14 protein-coding genes are annotated in these 15,194 nt (G+C 56.2%); 8 read left to right on the top strand and 6 right to left on the bottom strand.

Features of this window, described 5'->3' with window-relative positions:
- Positions 1-7 precede the first annotated feature (7 nt).
- From RRB22_09120 to RRB22_09150, 7 genes are all read left to right on the top strand, one after another.
- Entirely contained in the window at positions 8-340 is a 333-nt protein-coding gene (locus RRB22_09120) for an iron-sulfur cluster assembly accessory protein (GenBank protein ID MDT8384563.1), read from the top strand.
- 40 nt (positions 341-380) lie between these two features.
- Positions 381-1,994: a histidine kinase gene (locus tag RRB22_09125; GenBank protein ID MDT8384564.1), complete on the top strand. Its 1,614-nt coding sequence runs from the start codon at positions 381-383 to the stop codon at positions 1,992-1,994.
- A 98-nt stretch (positions 1,995-2,092) separates the two neighbouring features.
- Positions 2,093-2,749, top strand: a complete 657-nt coding sequence (locus RRB22_09130; GenBank protein ID MDT8384565.1) for a response regulator — start codon at positions 2,093-2,095, stop codon at positions 2,747-2,749.
- A gap of 28 nt (positions 2,750-2,777) precedes the next feature.
- A complete protein-coding gene (locus tag RRB22_09135; protein MDT8384566.1) occupies positions 2,778-3,245 on the top strand; it encodes a rhodanese-like domain-containing protein in 468 nt (155 codons plus the stop codon).
- A 57-nt stretch (positions 3,246-3,302) separates the two neighbouring features.
- Positions 3,303-4,016: a response regulator transcription factor gene (locus RRB22_09140; GenBank protein ID MDT8384567.1), complete on the top strand. Its 714-nt coding sequence runs from the start codon at positions 3,303-3,305 to the stop codon at positions 4,014-4,016.
- A 41-nt stretch (positions 4,017-4,057) separates the two neighbouring features.
- Positions 4,058-5,611 (top strand): ATP-binding protein, encoded by a 1,554-nt coding sequence (locus RRB22_09145; GenBank protein MDT8384568.1) that lies wholly within the window; start codon positions 4,058-4,060, stop codon positions 5,609-5,611.
- A gap of 168 nt (positions 5,612-5,779) precedes the next feature.
- The gene (locus tag RRB22_09150; GenBank protein MDT8384569.1) at positions 5,780-6,451 is read left to right on the top strand and encodes a spondin domain-containing protein; all 672 of its coding nucleotides are present in this window, start codon (positions 5,780-5,782) and stop codon (positions 6,449-6,451) included.
- Positions 6,452-6,657: 206 nt separating this feature from the next.
- Here RRB22_09150 and RRB22_09155 read toward each other — a convergent pair whose 3' ends face one another.
- The gene (locus RRB22_09155; GenBank protein ID MDT8384570.1) at positions 6,658-7,632 is read right to left on the bottom strand and encodes an SUMF1/EgtB/PvdO family nonheme iron enzyme; all 975 of its coding nucleotides are present in this window, start codon (positions 7,630-7,632) and stop codon (positions 6,658-6,660) included.
- A gap of 320 nt (positions 7,633-7,952) precedes the next feature.
- Between RRB22_09155 and RRB22_09160 the strand changes: the two genes are divergently transcribed.
- Positions 7,953-8,813: an HDOD domain-containing protein gene (locus tag RRB22_09160; GenBank protein MDT8384571.1), complete on the top strand. Its 861-nt coding sequence runs from the start codon at positions 7,953-7,955 to the stop codon at positions 8,811-8,813.
- A 41-nt stretch (positions 8,814-8,854) separates the two neighbouring features.
- Here RRB22_09160 and glk read toward each other — a convergent pair whose 3' ends face one another.
- The 5 genes from glk to RRB22_09185 all read right to left on the bottom strand — a co-directional run bounded on the left by glk (position 8,855) and on the right by RRB22_09185 (position 15,082).
- Positions 8,855-9,904 (bottom strand): glucokinase, encoded by a 1,050-nt coding sequence (gene glk / locus RRB22_09165; protein ID MDT8384572.1) that lies wholly within the window; start codon positions 9,902-9,904, stop codon positions 8,855-8,857.
- A complete protein-coding gene (pgl, locus tag RRB22_09170; GenBank protein MDT8384573.1) occupies positions 9,901-10,677 on the bottom strand; it encodes a 6-phosphogluconolactonase in 777 nt (258 codons plus the stop codon). The genes glk and pgl overlap by 4 nt, the downstream gene beginning before the upstream one ends.
- Before the next feature lie 54 nt (positions 10,678-10,731).
- Positions 10,732-13,518 (bottom strand): response regulator, encoded by a 2,787-nt coding sequence (locus tag RRB22_09175; protein ID MDT8384574.1) that lies wholly within the window; start codon positions 13,516-13,518, stop codon positions 10,732-10,734.
- 257 nt (positions 13,519-13,775) lie between these two features.
- Positions 13,776-14,492, bottom strand: a complete 717-nt coding sequence (locus RRB22_09180; GenBank protein ID MDT8384575.1) for a tetratricopeptide repeat protein — start codon at positions 14,490-14,492, stop codon at positions 13,776-13,778.
- A 35-nt stretch (positions 14,493-14,527) separates the two neighbouring features.
- Complete coding sequence (locus RRB22_09185; GenBank protein ID MDT8384576.1) at positions 14,528-15,082, bottom strand: AP2 domain-containing protein; 555 nt, start codon at positions 15,080-15,082, stop codon at positions 14,528-14,530.
- Positions 15,083-15,194: the final 112 nt, after the last annotated feature.

Here is a 15,194-nt window from a genome sequence, read left to right on the forward strand (position 1 = left end):
CTGACACATGGATATTATTAGCTTTTCCCCCGCCGCCATCGCGCAAATAAAAAAGAACGTGCAGGAGGCCGAACATGGCAACCTGGCGCTTCGCATTGCCGCCCAAATGACCGCCGATGAAACCGTGCACTACGGCATCGGTTTCGATGAGACCAAGGAGGATGACGTCACCATTGACGGCGATGGTTTCAGGGTCGTTGTCAGTCCCGACTGCGTTGAACTATTGAATGGCGCACATGTCGATTTTGTTGAGATCGAGGAAGGCAAGCATCACTTCATCTTCCTTAACCCCAATGATCCCAGCTACAAGCCGCCCACCGAGATAGAGATTACCGAGTAGGCAATTCACGGTAAAAAGGCAATAGCGGCAACTTCGACACATGTCAAACAAAATCACCTCCGATACAGACGCGCAAAAAACCGGGCCGTCATGCCGCGCACTAAATACCAGCGAGCTTTACACCCCGCTCACGGGACTGGCGATCACTATGCTGGCACTGGTGGCTTGCAGCCTGGGAATCTATTTCTGGCCCGCCCAGAAAGACGGTTTATTTATCCTGCAGATCATCCTCGCCATTTGCGGCCTGCTGTTCATCACCCACATTGTGCGCTGTGTGAGCACCCGGCTCGTAACGCCGCTGAGCCTGCTTAACGACTGGGCGCAACGCATGTCAAGCGGAGACTTCAGCGCACGCCTGCCTAAAATCGAAGGCAGTGAATTTTCCGGCCTGGCAAAAAACATCAACCAGTTGGGAGAGTCGTTACGATCGCTAACGCTCGAGATGGATGACAAGGTCAAACGCCAGACCATCACCATGCAACGCAAAACACGCTCACTGGAAATCCTCTATGACGTGGCCGCGCGTAGTAACTCCGCAAAGGATATCGATGAACTACTGATCACCTTTCTCAACACCTTAACCGAAATTGTCTACGCCCACGCGGGCACCGTTCGCCTCGTCACTGACGATCACCAGATGCGCCTGGTCGGCAGTGTCGGACTGGATGAAGAAAGCATCGAGAAAGTCCGTCTGGTGCCGATTGAACACTGCCTCTGCGCGCAGGAGTTTTCCAAGAACATGGTGCTCTGCCAGAATCATTTCAACAACTGCAGAAACGTCGTCAGCGACCTGCTGTTCGCCGGCGACAAGCTCGAAAACATTGCCATCCCCCTGCGCTACAACAACCGCACCCTGGGTATTTATAATCTGTTTGTGGAAAAACTCGGCCTTACCGAGCGCGCAGATATCAAGGACATACTCACCAACATTGGTCAACACCTGAGCATGGCCATTACCAAGTCATACTGGGATGCCGAGTCCCATCGCCTGTCGATCATGCAGGAGCGCACCATGCTGGCCCATGAGCTGCACGACTCGCTGGCACAGACACTGGCCAGCCTGCGCTTCCGCGTCAGCATGCTGCAGAAAACCCTCGGCCACGGAGAGCCAAAAATCAGCGATGCTGCAGCGGAGGTGGAGCAGATCAAGTCGGAGCTGGATGACGCCAATTTCGAGCTGCGTGAATTACTGGCGCATTTCCGGATTCGCATGGATGAACGCGGCCTGATCCCGGCGATTGAAGGGCTCATCGAGCGTTTCCGGAGCCAGGGCCGCATCCAGGTCTTTTTCCAGAATGAGTGCCCTGACCTGCGGCTGCCTCCCGTGCTTGAGGTACACCTGCTGCATATCATCCAGGAGGCCCTTGCCAACATCCGCAAGCACAGTGCGGCAAAACATGTGCGAATACTGTTAACCTGTTCTGAACACCACCTCATTCATCTATTGATAGAGGATGACGGCATGGGTATTGACGCCGAGATCAGCGCTGCCATACCGGGGGAACATGTCGGGCTGACCATTATGCGGGAGCGCGCCCAGCGTATCGGTGCCGAACTAACCATAGAAAGTGACCCGGGAGAAGGCACACGAATCGAACTGGAGCTGTGCTATGCTGGCAGGCCTGCGGATACAGATAAGTCGCGGCGTTGGTGAACATGCCCCGCTAAGCTTATGGCAGTATTGATCGGATTTCTGCCGGCACCCTAGCCGGGACAATGGCTGAGACAATGGCTGAGACAATGGCTGACAAAATGAAAGTACAGTTGATCGATGACCACACCCTGTTCAGGCTGGGCCTGAAAAACCTGCTGGAGCGCAGCGGCATTGAGGTGGTTGCGGCGGCCAGCACCGGGCAAGAGGGTCTGGACATGGTGCACGACGCCAATCCGGATGTGATCTTGCTCGACATGCGCATGCCGGACATGGATGGGCTGGAGGTCCTGCAGAAATTACGCAATGCCGGTGTGACCGCCCCCATCTCCATGCTCACCACCAGCAACGAGGAACGGGACCTGGTGGAATCCCTGCGTAACGGCGCCCAGGGTTACCTGCTCAAGGACATGGACCCGGAACAGCTGGTGGCCGCCCTGCACGGCATCGTCAAGGGCGAGACCGTCGTTGCGCCGCAACTCGCCGGCACCCTGGCGCGGGCACTACAGGGCAATGCCGAGACCGTCGACACCCGGACCCCCCTCTCGGATCTCACCCCGCGGGAAACGGAGATCATTGAGCACCTCGCCATCGGCCAAAGCAATAAGGTCATCGCCCGTGAGCTCGGCATCACCGATGGCACGGTCAAGCTGCACGTAAAGGCAATACTACGAAAACTGGGGGTCAGCTCGCGCGTCGAGGCCGCCGTGATCGCCGTCGAACAGGGACTCGGGCGACGGCGCATTCCTGGCCCATAAATCCCCACCCACCGAGCACATACCTGCCATGAAAAGCTACGACGACCTGGTAAATGACTGCCTGCAACGAGTACAGGAAGTATTCCCCTGGGACCTGTCCGATGAACTCGAGGCCGACCGTCCCCTCTTGCTGATCGACGTCAGCGAGGCCGGGGAATTTTCCCGCGCGCACATTCCAGGCTCCCTCAACGTACCGCGCGGCATCCTCGAATCGGCCTGTGAATACGACTACGATGAGACCGTGCCGGAGCTGGCCGGCGGCAGGGCGCGTGAAATTGTGACCATCTGCCGTTCCGGAAGGCGCAGTGCCCTGGCCGCCGACACCCTGTTACAGATGGGCTTTGACAAGGTCCGCTCGCTCAAAACCGGACTGCGCGGCTGGAATGACGGGGAATATCCCCTGGTCGATGACCAGCAACGACCCGTGGATCCCGACCTTGCCGAGACCTATTACACCACCCGGCTGCGGCCTGAGCAGAAAAGACCCAACACCTGAACGGCGCGTGATGGTTTTGTGACAACTTGCGACTAGTATTTCGTCAACAGCCTCCCTATGAGCAAGCCCCCCATGAAACAGTTTCTGGTCGTCGAGGATAATGACGATATCGCCAACCTGGTCTCCCTGCATCTGCAGGATCTGGGCGCCGAGGTGCAGCTTGCCAGCGATGGCAATGTCGGCCTGTCTCTGGCGCAGAAAAAACGCTTTGATCTCATCATCCTTGACCTCATGCTACCCGGTATCGATGGCCTGGAGATCTGTCGTCGGCTGCGCGGTAGCGACAACAACACCCCCATCCTCATGCTGACGGCCAGGAGCGCAGAGCTGGATCGAATCGTGGGCCTGGAAATGGGGGCCGATGACTACCTACCCAAACCCTTTAGTGTGCGCGAGCTGGTGGCGCGCGCCAAAGCCATCCTGCGCCGGGTAGAGACCCGCAACGCCCCCGGCACATCGACCCAACGTCTACGGGCCGGTGAATTGTCCCTTGATCAGGCCCGGCGAGAGGTCATCATTGCCGGAACGCCTGTCGATCTCACCGCCCGCGAATTCGATCTGCTGTGGCACTTCGCCACCCACCCCGGACAGGTCTTCACCCGCAGCCAGTTACTGGACAGCGTATGGGGCTATGGCCATGAGGGCTATGAACACACCGTCAACTCACACATCAATCGCCTGCGCTCCAAGATCGAGAAAGACTCCTCCTCTCCGCTTTACATTCTCACGGTGTGGGGTGTCGGATATAAATTCTCCAACCAGCTCGGCTAGATATGTCAGAAATACACAAAAGGCATAACCAGAGATAACCCATGTTCCGCACCCTCTACAGCCGTATCGCCGCCGTGCTCTTTCTGCTGGTAATTATCATTGCCTATGTGGTCTACAGCATGGTGCTGTATTCGGCGGAAATGTATCAACAGGAGTTGACCCAGAAGCTCAATGCGACACTTGCGGCACACATCGTTGCCGAGGAACCCCTGTTCACCGAACATCACGCCGACGATAACAACGGGCAGATGCTACACGAAACCCGCATCAACCAGGCGGCCCTGCAATCGCTGTTTCACTGGCTGATGGTGATCAACCCCAGTATTGAGCTGTACCTGCTGGATGCCGGTGGAAAGATACTCGCCTACTCCGCACCGGAAGGGCATGTAAAACGGCAAGCGGTTTCGCTCGCCCCGATCCAACGCTTTCTCGCCGGCGATGCCACCTATCCCCTGGTCGGCGATGACCCGCGTGGCGCGGGAGACAATCCCCGTCAAAAGGTCTTTTCCGCCGCGCCGATCCCGGCAAAGGGCACCCCGCAGCCTGCGGGCTATCTGTATGTCATTCTGGAAGGTGAGGCCTTCGACAGCGTGACCGATATGGTGAAGGGCAGCTATATCCTGCGCTTCACCACCACCGGCCTCGGAGCCAGCCTGTTACTGGCCCTGGCCGCGGGACTAACCGCCTTTGGCCTGTTGACGCGCCGCCTGCGCCGTCTGACGCGCATCATGGCGGAGTATGGCGAAATGGGCAGTGCCTCCAACCCTCACTCCAGAAATCATCCCTCCACGCGCTATCCCGTCGCCGCACAGGCCAGCGACGAGATCGACCGGCTGGGCTTAAACTTCAACCGAATGGCCGATCGTATCGACCGCCAGATGGAGACCCTGATGCAGACCGACGCCAAGCGCCGGGAGATGGTGGCCAATGTGTCCCATGATCTGCGCACCCCACTGACCTCACTGCACGGCTATCTCGAAACACTGTTATTGAAAGACGCATCACTCAGCGCAGCGCAACGCCGGCAATATCTGGAGATTGCCACCGCCCAAAGCACCCGGCTCACAAAACTGGTGAGCGATCTGTTCGAACTGGCGAAACTGGACTCCAGCGAAACCGTACTCAGTGTCGAGCCGTTTTCGCTCACCGAGCTGGTGCATGACATCGTGCACGAATTCCAGTTAGAGGCGGAAAGCCGCGGCATCAGCATCCAGCTCGATTTCGTCAAGGGCTTGCCCCACGCCTATGGTGATATCGCCCTGATACAGCGGGTGCTGGAAAACCTCATTGAAAATGCCCTGCGCTATACCCCCGCAGGTGGCTGCATCACCCTGTCGCTGACCGGCGAGTCCGACAACATTATGATCAAGGTGGCCGACACCGGCCAGGGCATCCCGGAAGAGGAGATTGAGCACATCTTTGAGCGCTTTTACCGGCTGGAAAAGAATCGCACCGCCAGCGCAAAAAATGCCGGACTGGGACTGTCTATTGTCAAACGTATTGTCGACCTGCACGGGAGCCGTATCGAGGCCGCCAGCCGACCGAATCACGGCACCACGTTCAGTTTTTCCCTGCCGATCTATCAGGCCGGTTAACCAAACCTCGAGCCACGTCCTACCACCCTGCCTGTTAATCAGCACGTGACCAAATCGTGATGAGTTCGTGACGTTCAGGTGATCCCTCTCGGTGATGATGTGCTGACGACAAACGGGATGTTTGTCGTCAGCTTATTACCACACAATTCATCCAGAGGAGAAAATACCATGAAACTTACAACCGGCTTCTGTCAGTGGGTACTGTTAACCGGCATCGCTTTGAGCGCCGCCAGCGTTCAGGCCGACGATAACAAAGGGATGTATGCCGTCACTGTCACCAACTTAACGCGGGGTGAGACATTCACGCCCATCATGGTGGCCACCCATACCGAGGGAACACATGTGTTCACCCTGGGGGAGCCCGCCAGCGATGCATTGGCCGCGCTGGCCGAGGGAGGAGATATCGGACCGCTATCGGCCATGCTGACCGGCTCCGGGGCCGCCTATGATGTCGCCACCAATGGCGCCCTCTTGGCGCCCGGTGCGAGCACGACCATCATGGTCAAGATGCGCCGTGACTTTGACCACCTGACCGTCACGTCGATGATGATCCCCAGCAATGATGCCTTCATTGCCGTCAATGGCATAAAGGGTCCCAGGAATCAGCATCGCCCGAGCACGGTCATGTCGCCTGCCTATGATGCCGGCAGCGAGCCGAATGATGAACTGTGCGCCAACATCCCCGGTCCTGTGTGTGGCGGTGAGGGTGGATCACCCCAGGCGGGTGGTGAAGGTTATGTGCACATTCACGCCGGCATTCAGGGCATTGGCGATCTGCACAGTGCCGACTACGACTGGCGCAATCCTACGGCCAAAATAGTGATCCGGCGTATGAAATAATCGGTATGGCCTTCTCCTCTCTGTCGAGGGGAAGGTCTGTTACGCCTGAAGGCGCAATGATCCGACGGGACAAGGTGCGGCGCCGTAGCTGTGGGGAAGACAGCCGGCCGCCTCGCTATCGATAGTTAGGCCGAGTTTTTTTTCACAGGCTCTCAGACATTCCGCATACCCCCTGTATCGGTTTGGTGTCTTGATCACAGCCGTTTTTACTCGCGGGCATTGCGCGCACAGCGAAAACCCACATCTTCGCTCTGCGTGGTCGGCAAGGCATTACCCCGCATTGCGCTGCGGAAAAAATACGACAGGGAATAGTGTCCCACGCCACCGCCGCCACCGCGGATCACCTTATACGTCTCACCGAATTCCTCGGTGTGGTAATCGCTGTTTGGATAGGGCTGATACCAGCTGGCCGTCCACTCCCAGACATTACCGGCCAGGTCGAACACGCCGTAGACCGACTTGTTGTTGGCATAGGAGCCCACCGGCGCAATCCCGCCCTCCCAGTCGGCGTCATCACCGATATTGGCCTTGCCCGTGTCCCATTCGTTGCCCCAGGGATATTCATTCCCCTGCGGCCCCCGTGCCGCCTTTTCCCACTCGGCCTCAGTGGGCAGGCGTTTACCCACCCACTGGCAATAGCTATCGGCGTCGAACCAGGTCACGCCGGCCACCGGCAGCCGATCCTTGCTGGCCTGATCATCACTCATGGCCTTCAGCAGGGCCGCCCTGCTCATCGTCCCGGTATCGCGGTCAAACTTGAAGTATTCGGTGGCAATCCAGCGCAGGCTTTCCAGATCGGTAGCCTGCAGGCGTTCCTGCAGCAAGTTATAACCATTCTGGGTCCACGGAAAGGGCTCGGCACGGGCGGTGGCCCGCACAAACTGTTTGTACTGGACATTGGTCACTTCATAGGTATCGATAGTGTAAGCCGGTAGCTCGCGCTGATGCTCGGGATGCTCATCCAGGAACAGCGGCTTGACCAGACCGTACTCCTGTTGTTTGCCTGAGGTATCCGTTTTATTGCTGCCCATGATAAACGGCCCGGCCGAAATCAGGCGTTCAGCGGTGACATCCGTCTTGATCGGCGATTTCTGCCCCGAATCGCAGGCACCCAGACCGACCGATATCGCCAGAAACACCATTTTTCCAATGTTTACAGGGGGTTTGAGATATCGAATCATTATCTTCTACAGACCTTTCGCACGTCGGTGATATGAATATTCATTATATCCAGGCTCTGAATGTTACCCCAAACATCCATTAAGAAACCGCTAATCTTACCGATAAGATTACTGATATCAGCTATGGTCAAGGCGTGATTGAAACAGGCGGTGGTGTAGCACATGCCAGTGCGCCGAAAGAGATTCAGCATAGACAAAAGATTCATGCAAAATCCGGCTTTATTATTTTGTAACGACAGGCTTCACCAAACAACAATGCTGTCAACAAGGAATGCCGCAGCGATAGGGGTAATTCCATGTATCTGCACGGGAAAACGGGCTTGCTTACCAACCTGCGCCAACGCATAGAGGCCACCACCAACCTGCCAACGATGCCGGAAGCGGCACAGGCGTTGCTGCGGCTCAATTCCAATCCCGATGGCAACATCAACGACCTCATCGCCATCATTGAAACCGATCCCAGCATTGCCGCGCAGGTGATGCGTTACGCCCACTCTGCCTTCTTCGGCTATCGCGGGGATATCCATTCCTTACACCAGGCCATCACCGCCGTACTCGGCTATAGCCTGACGATCGATATCGCCCTGGGCCTGTCCCTGGGCAAGACCTTTGCCATCCCCAATGCCGGCCCGATGGGGCTGCATGCCTTTTGGCAACACAGCCTTTACAGCGCGGCATTGGTCGAACGCATGATTCAGATCATGCCGCGTCAGCATCGCCCACTCCCCGGACTGGGTTTTCTGAGCGGTCTGTTGCACAACTTTGGCGTCCTGCTCATCGCCCATCTGTTCAAGAAAGAGGCCGGCATGTTGCGACAGATCATCGTCGCCAACCCGGATAAATCCGTGGTTGAACTGGAGCGCCAGATACTGGGGACCGACCACATGGAGGCGGGCGCATGGTTGATGCGCAGCTGGAATCTACAGGCGGAAATTCAGGTCGCCGTTGCCGAACATCATGATGAGCTCTACAACGATGTGCATGCCGCCTATGCGCGGCTGACCCTGCTCGCCGACCGGCTCCTCAAACGCCACGACATCGGTGACGCCGAATCGACGGATATCCCCCCCGCCCTGCTCATCAGCCTCGGCATTACCGAGGCGCAGGCGGAAGAGCAACTCAATAACATTATCGCCTCCGCGCAGAGCCTCAACCTGCTCGCAACACAATTTGCCGCCTGAAAGCCTGCGAAAAAATCCACCGGCGCGATACAGCGCGTCCATCACAGACGACTGGCCACCCGCAACGCCCCCTTCAACCCGACCTGCGGATTCGTCACCAGCTTCACAGGTATCTTTTTCATCAGTTCGGTCATCGGGCCCTTGTTCTGGAACGCCTGGAGAAAGAGTGCGCTGTCGAGTCGCGAGCGGATTTTCGGCGCAATGCCCCCCGCAATAAACACGCCCCCCAGCGCCAGACAGGTCAGCGCGAGATTACCGGCCTGGCCAGCATAGATTGCAACAAACAGATCCAGGGCATGCTCGGCCAGCGGATCCTCTGCCCGCAATGCCGCCTCGCTGACCACTGCTGCCGCATCCCTTTCCGCCATGGCCTGAGTGAATGCGCCATTCACCTGGCCGGGATATCTGTCGGCAAAATAATAATACAGGTTCACCAGCCCATGACCGGACAGCACATCCTCGACACAGACGCGCCCCGGCTGTTTTGTGAGACCAGGCTGGCGCAATAAAAAGGCGGCCACATCGAGCTGCTCGGCGTTGGCGGGCGCAAACTCGCAATGACCACCCTCGGAGGCCAGCACATCATAATAACCAGAATCGGCATCCCCCCTCCACAACAGCAGCCCCTGACCCAGCCCGGTGCCGGCACCGATCACCACGCGCGGCAGGGGGAGCGGCTGTGGGGAGGCCTCTCCCCTCTGCAAGGTGAGCAGTTCATCATCCGTCAACGCCTCCAGACCATAGCCGACCGCCTGAAAATCATTCATCAGGCGCAACTGCTTGAACGTGAACTGCGCGGCCAGTCTTTTCGTCGACAATACCCAGGGCAGATTGGTCACTTTGGCGAGCGTATCGCCCTGGCTATCGCGCATCACCGGCCCGGCGACCGCGATGCAGGCGAGGGTCGGTTTTGGCACACCGGCCTGCTGCGCCGCTGCCAGAAAATCCGCGAGTAGTTCATCGAATACGGGATAGTCGGCGCTGGAATAATTGCGCTCGTACAAGACGTCCAGCGGTGTGTGCTGTGACGGGCCCGCCGCGATTTGCAGCAGCGTCTTGGTGCCACCGATATCACCGGCCAGGAGCGTCATGGGTGAGCATCATCCGCGCTGTTATCGGCGACATCATCGGTAAGCAGACGCGCCGCGGCCCGGTCGAGAAACCACTGAAGATCCCCCGCTGGCTTGACGCCCTGAACGGGGTAGCGAACCTCATCGGCGGGCAGTCTGGCGATATCGGCCAGTATGCCGGCCTTCGTCGCGCCGACCACCAGCATCGCAACATGGCGTGCCGCATTCAGCGTCGGGTAGGTCAGGCTGATTCTCCACACACCCAGCCTGTCAACAAACTGCGCGGCGACAGGCCTTTTGTGCTCATCCAGAATCTCGGTATCCGGAAACAGGGAGGCCGTGTGACCATCCTCCCCCATTCCCAGCAACACCAGGTCAAACACGGGATTGCCATCGGCATCTTTCGCCAACTGCTGTTCAAGCAATCGTGCATAAACCGTCGCATTCTGTTCGGGGGTACGCTCAGGGCTATACATCGGATGGATCTGCGAGGCCGGAATGGGCAGCCGGGAAAACAGGGTTTCACGGGCCATTCGGTAATTACTGTCTTCATGCTCCGGTGGCACGCAGCGCTCATCGCCAAAATAGAGATGCACCCTGTCCCACGCGACGCTATCTTTGACATCGGTTTGCGTCAGTCGGGCATAGAGCTGTCGTGGTGTCCCTCCCCCCGCCAGGGCGACATGAAACGCGCCATGATCGGCAATGGATGCCTCGGCAATCTTTTGCCAGTGACGAACCAGGGCGTCCAGCAAGGCATCAGGGGCATCAAAAATATGCACATTACCCTGCACGGTAGCCTTCCTTTCTTAATGGCCAATCGGAAAATGGGCTGTTAATCCGCCAAATCAATGGGGAGCACTTCCCGTGACAGGCACATCATCCCGGGCGGATTCACTCAGGCTCTCCTTGATGCTGTCATACACCTCACGCAACAGGTCATCATGGCTAAACGCTGCCTTGTTGACGACTCTTGCGCCACTGCCATGCAATAGCGCCTGCTCGGCATCGGTCAGGTCTTTTCCGCTCACGATCAACACGGGAATATTTCCCCAACGAGGGTTATGGCGCAGCTGGCCGAGAAACTCAAAACCATTCATCTCCGGCATAACGAGGTCCAGGATGATCAGCGCCGGTGGGTTTTTGGCGATTTCCGAAAATGCCGACGCCGCCGCAGGCACTGCACAGACGTCCCAGCCCTCAAGCCTCAACATGTCGCGCAGTGACTCGCGCATCGAATCATTGTCGTCAATCACCAGTAACGGGCCAGCCTGCTGGCTGCGGACACTGCGTTTCAACACGGCCCACAGGCGTTCCTTGTCGATGGGTTTGGACAGGTACTCTGTCGCCCCTAACGAATATCCCAGACTGCGATTTTCAACCATGGTCACCAGGATCACCGGTATAGCTTTCAGCTCGGGATCACTCTTTAGGATTTTCAGCACAGACCATCCATCCAGCCCCGACATCATGATATCCAGGGTAATCGCATCCGGCTTAAGCTCGCGGGCCAGGCGCAGTCCCTCTTCACCACTTGCGGCAGCCTGTACCGAAAAGCCTTTCTGCGCGAGAAAATGTGTCATGATCTGCCGCACGGATGAATCATCATCAATCACCAGCACCATGCTGACCTTTTCACGCCGATCCGCATGGTTTCCTCCCCGTTCGGCCGAGAAACGATTGCCCGCGGCAACCGCATTGGATCGCCAGGACAACTCTTTGGGATCATTACTATTGATGGGTTGCTGGGGCAGGTCCGCACCCTTTTTGACGGGAAGAATAATAGTAAACGTGGAACCACCCCCCAGCCTGCTGACCAGCTGGATGCCGCCACCCATCATATTGCACAGATGCTGACTGATCACCAAACCCAGGCCGGTGCCGCCAAACTTGCGTGTCGTTGAAGGATCAGCCTGGGAAAAGGCCTCGAACAGTTTTTCCTGCTGTTCCTGCGACATGCCAATACCGTGATCCTCGATATCGAAATAGATATCCTCTTTACCATCCAGCATCTTCCGGCGAACGGTCAGTACCACCTCATCATCACGCGAGAACTTACTGGCATTGCTTAACAGATTAAACAATGACTGGCGAATCTTGGTGATATCGGCAAATAAATCGCCGATATCCTCCGGGCAGTTCACGCGAAACGTATTATTATTTTTATCAAACAGTGGCTGAATGGTTTCCGCCACGGACTGCACCATTTCCCTGACATTAAACCATTCTTCATACAGATCCATCTTGCCGGTCTCGATTTTTGTCAAATCAAGAATGTCGTTAATCAATGATAGAAGATGTTTTCCCGCCGAGTGAATCCTTTCAAGATCAGCGGCATTGTCAGGTTTGTTCCGCTCATCGATATCATCCATCAGCATTTCACTGTAGCCAATAATGGCGTTCAGTGGCGTACGCAACTCATGACTCATATTGGCCAGAAACAGGCTCTTTGATCGGCTCGCCTCCAGCGCTGCATCCCGAGCCGAGGCAAGATCCAGCGTGCGCTGTTTGACCAGATCCTCCAGGTGGTCACGGTGTTTCTTTAATTCCTTTTCGGCAAATTCACGATCATTGATTTCCTGGCTAAGGTCGGCATTTCTGGACACCAGGGTATCGTAAAGCTCCTTTAGCTCGTTGGTCATCTGGTTAAAGCCCAGCGCCAGTTCACGAATCTCCCGATTGCCGCTCACGATAACAGGCTCGCCTAACTGTTTTTTGTCATTGTGAATACTGCGCAGCCGTTCGCCCAGTCTGTACAGGGGGATCAGTGTCGTTTGATTAAGAATACCAATCATGATCAGTGCCAGCAGCACACCCACACCCAGCATGATGGCGACATAGACATTACGCGTTGTCGTAAGCTGGGATTCAAATTTGCTGATGTCTCTGACAACCGCCACCGTAAAGGCCCGTTCACCCAGCTGCGTTACTGGACTAAAACTCGCCACCACAGCACTGCCCGAGACGCTTTCCTCCGGCCACTGTTTGGATGAATATGCCGTCAGCCCATCGATGTATGTCATGCGTAGCGGCATACCGAGGCTGGATTCGATTTCTCGCAGTGAATACACCGGATCAGTCACTACCTTTAAATAGCCCTTGATGGACAGGCCACCGATCGGCACGAGCAGGCTGAGATACGGCCGGTCATTCACTAGACATAGCTCAGAGATCGTTTTCAGGCGCTGCGGCCCCTGACGCTGAGCCGCACGGCGCTGTAAGTCAGGACAGCCTGAATCCACCGAACCGCTTTCCGCGACGGCCCTGGAGATACGCATGAAATCCTTGTCGTAAACCGCCAGGCTTTCCAGCTTAATAATACCGGCAGTGACAAAATACTGATGGAACTGAGACTGCAAATGCTCGTTCAGGCGGGTGGCATCACGCTCCCGAAAGAGTTTGCGGAAATTGTCTTCTTCCTGCACGGCCTGCCCAAGGTCATGTGAGACACGCAGCAGATCGTTTAACAAGGTATTTACCCGCAGACCGATAATGTCCTCAAACGCCGTACGCTGGCTGTCGATCGCATGTTCACGATAGGTCTCGGCAATCAATACCGCCAACACAACGCCCAGCACGCCCATCACCAGCACGCTGCCGACCAGATTGGCCCTCAATGACAACCGATTAAACATCACACCTCACGTTTAATTATTCTCACCTACCGTTATATTGGCTGTCTTAGCGCAGCCATAGACAAGTCGATACAGATTTATAATAAATAATGATTTAGATTGCTATTTTTCTGCTATTGCCCGGCCACCGTCCCGCCACTTCTGCAACGGAAAAGCATCCTCCTGCAATGCGATAGCTTATTAAGTGGAACGCTACAGTCTACATCGGCGACAGGCACAAAAAGTTGATTACGGCCAACGGTAAACAACATCAATACTTAGTGTGATGACCCCTCGGGCACCAGGGGTTCTCTAAATGACCCGTGTGTGGCAGGGGCGCGACCGAATGGCATCACATATTGCTGGAAATATTCGCGGCCGCGTTGTTTCAGCGCATCCAGCATGGCCGCGCCATTCTCCTGCTCTTTCAGTGCCTCTTCAATGAGATTCTTGTTTTCGAAGGCCGTTTTATAACCCTGGGCAGCGGCCACATGAAACCATAAATAGGCCTGCTCAATATCCTGTGCTACTCCAAGGCCATTGGCATAAAGGAACCCCAGGTTGATCTGCGCCAGCCCATGCCCATGCTCGGCCGCCTTGCGATACCAGACATAGGCGTACTGCGGGTTTGCTTCGACACCCTCACCGGTGTCGTACATATAGCCCAGATAATACTGGGCATCCGGCACCCCCTGATCGGCCGCGCGCCGAAACCAGGTGTAACTCGCCGCAAGATCCTTCGCCGTCCCCTTACCGGTGCGATACAGCATGCCAAGATTATGCTGTGCCTCGGCATTGCCTGCCTCCGCCAGGGGGACAAAAAGCCCAAAGGCCCTGGCATAATCCTTGGCCTCTACGGCCTTGAGCCCCGCCTCGATACCCATGTCATTCGCTGCCGGCTCGTCCCCGGCATGCACAACACTTAGTGACACCAGTAACGTGGCAACAACAAGGCTGGACCAGCCCATAAAACCAAACCGACGAAGGAACTGCATAGATTGACGAATACCGCGATTGACTGGCTGACTGATTAAACTGCAATGGATTCTGACTTCATCCACTTTTGCAACACACGATTTGGCGCTGGTGGCTTCAGCCCGCGGGGAAGGCTGATACCAATGGCGTCACACCGAACGCGCAGGGCCTTTCGAAATGCACCTTCATAACCATACTTGCGAACCGAAAAAGACACATTACGCTGGACCCCTTTTTCCATAAAACGCGCACTCCAGTGCACACGCAGGCTACCTGCCTTGTCTGTGACCGACAGTGTCACACCGACCATGCCGCTGGTGCTGCGGCGGTCGACGCTGTGCTCACGTGTTTTACGCATGTGTACCGGCACAATCTTGTGCTTTTTCACCACAGTGTCACGATGTTCCTGCGCCTTGGCTTTCGCCTTGGCCTTGCCGCCATGCACGCCATCGGAAAACAGCTTGGATTCAACCGGCTTGGAATCCTTATAAACACGCACCCACCAACCATGCGTATTACCGTGATCCATGCGGGTGATATAGGTTAACCCCAGCCCAGTCGATTTCTGGGGAGACTTGGTTTTTTTGCTGGTTTTCTTTACCGTAGCCACTTGTCTGACTCCTTTAATATATTTATGAGAAATTGAGCTGCTCTGACACAAATGCAAGCAATTTATCGATACTTTTTTATTAATAGTACTTATTGATATTACTTATCGATAC

Source organism: Gammaproteobacteria bacterium (assembly GCA_032250735.1).
In the GTDB taxonomy this organism is placed as follows: domain Bacteria; phylum Pseudomonadota; class Gammaproteobacteria; order SZUA-152; family SZUA-152; genus SZUA-152.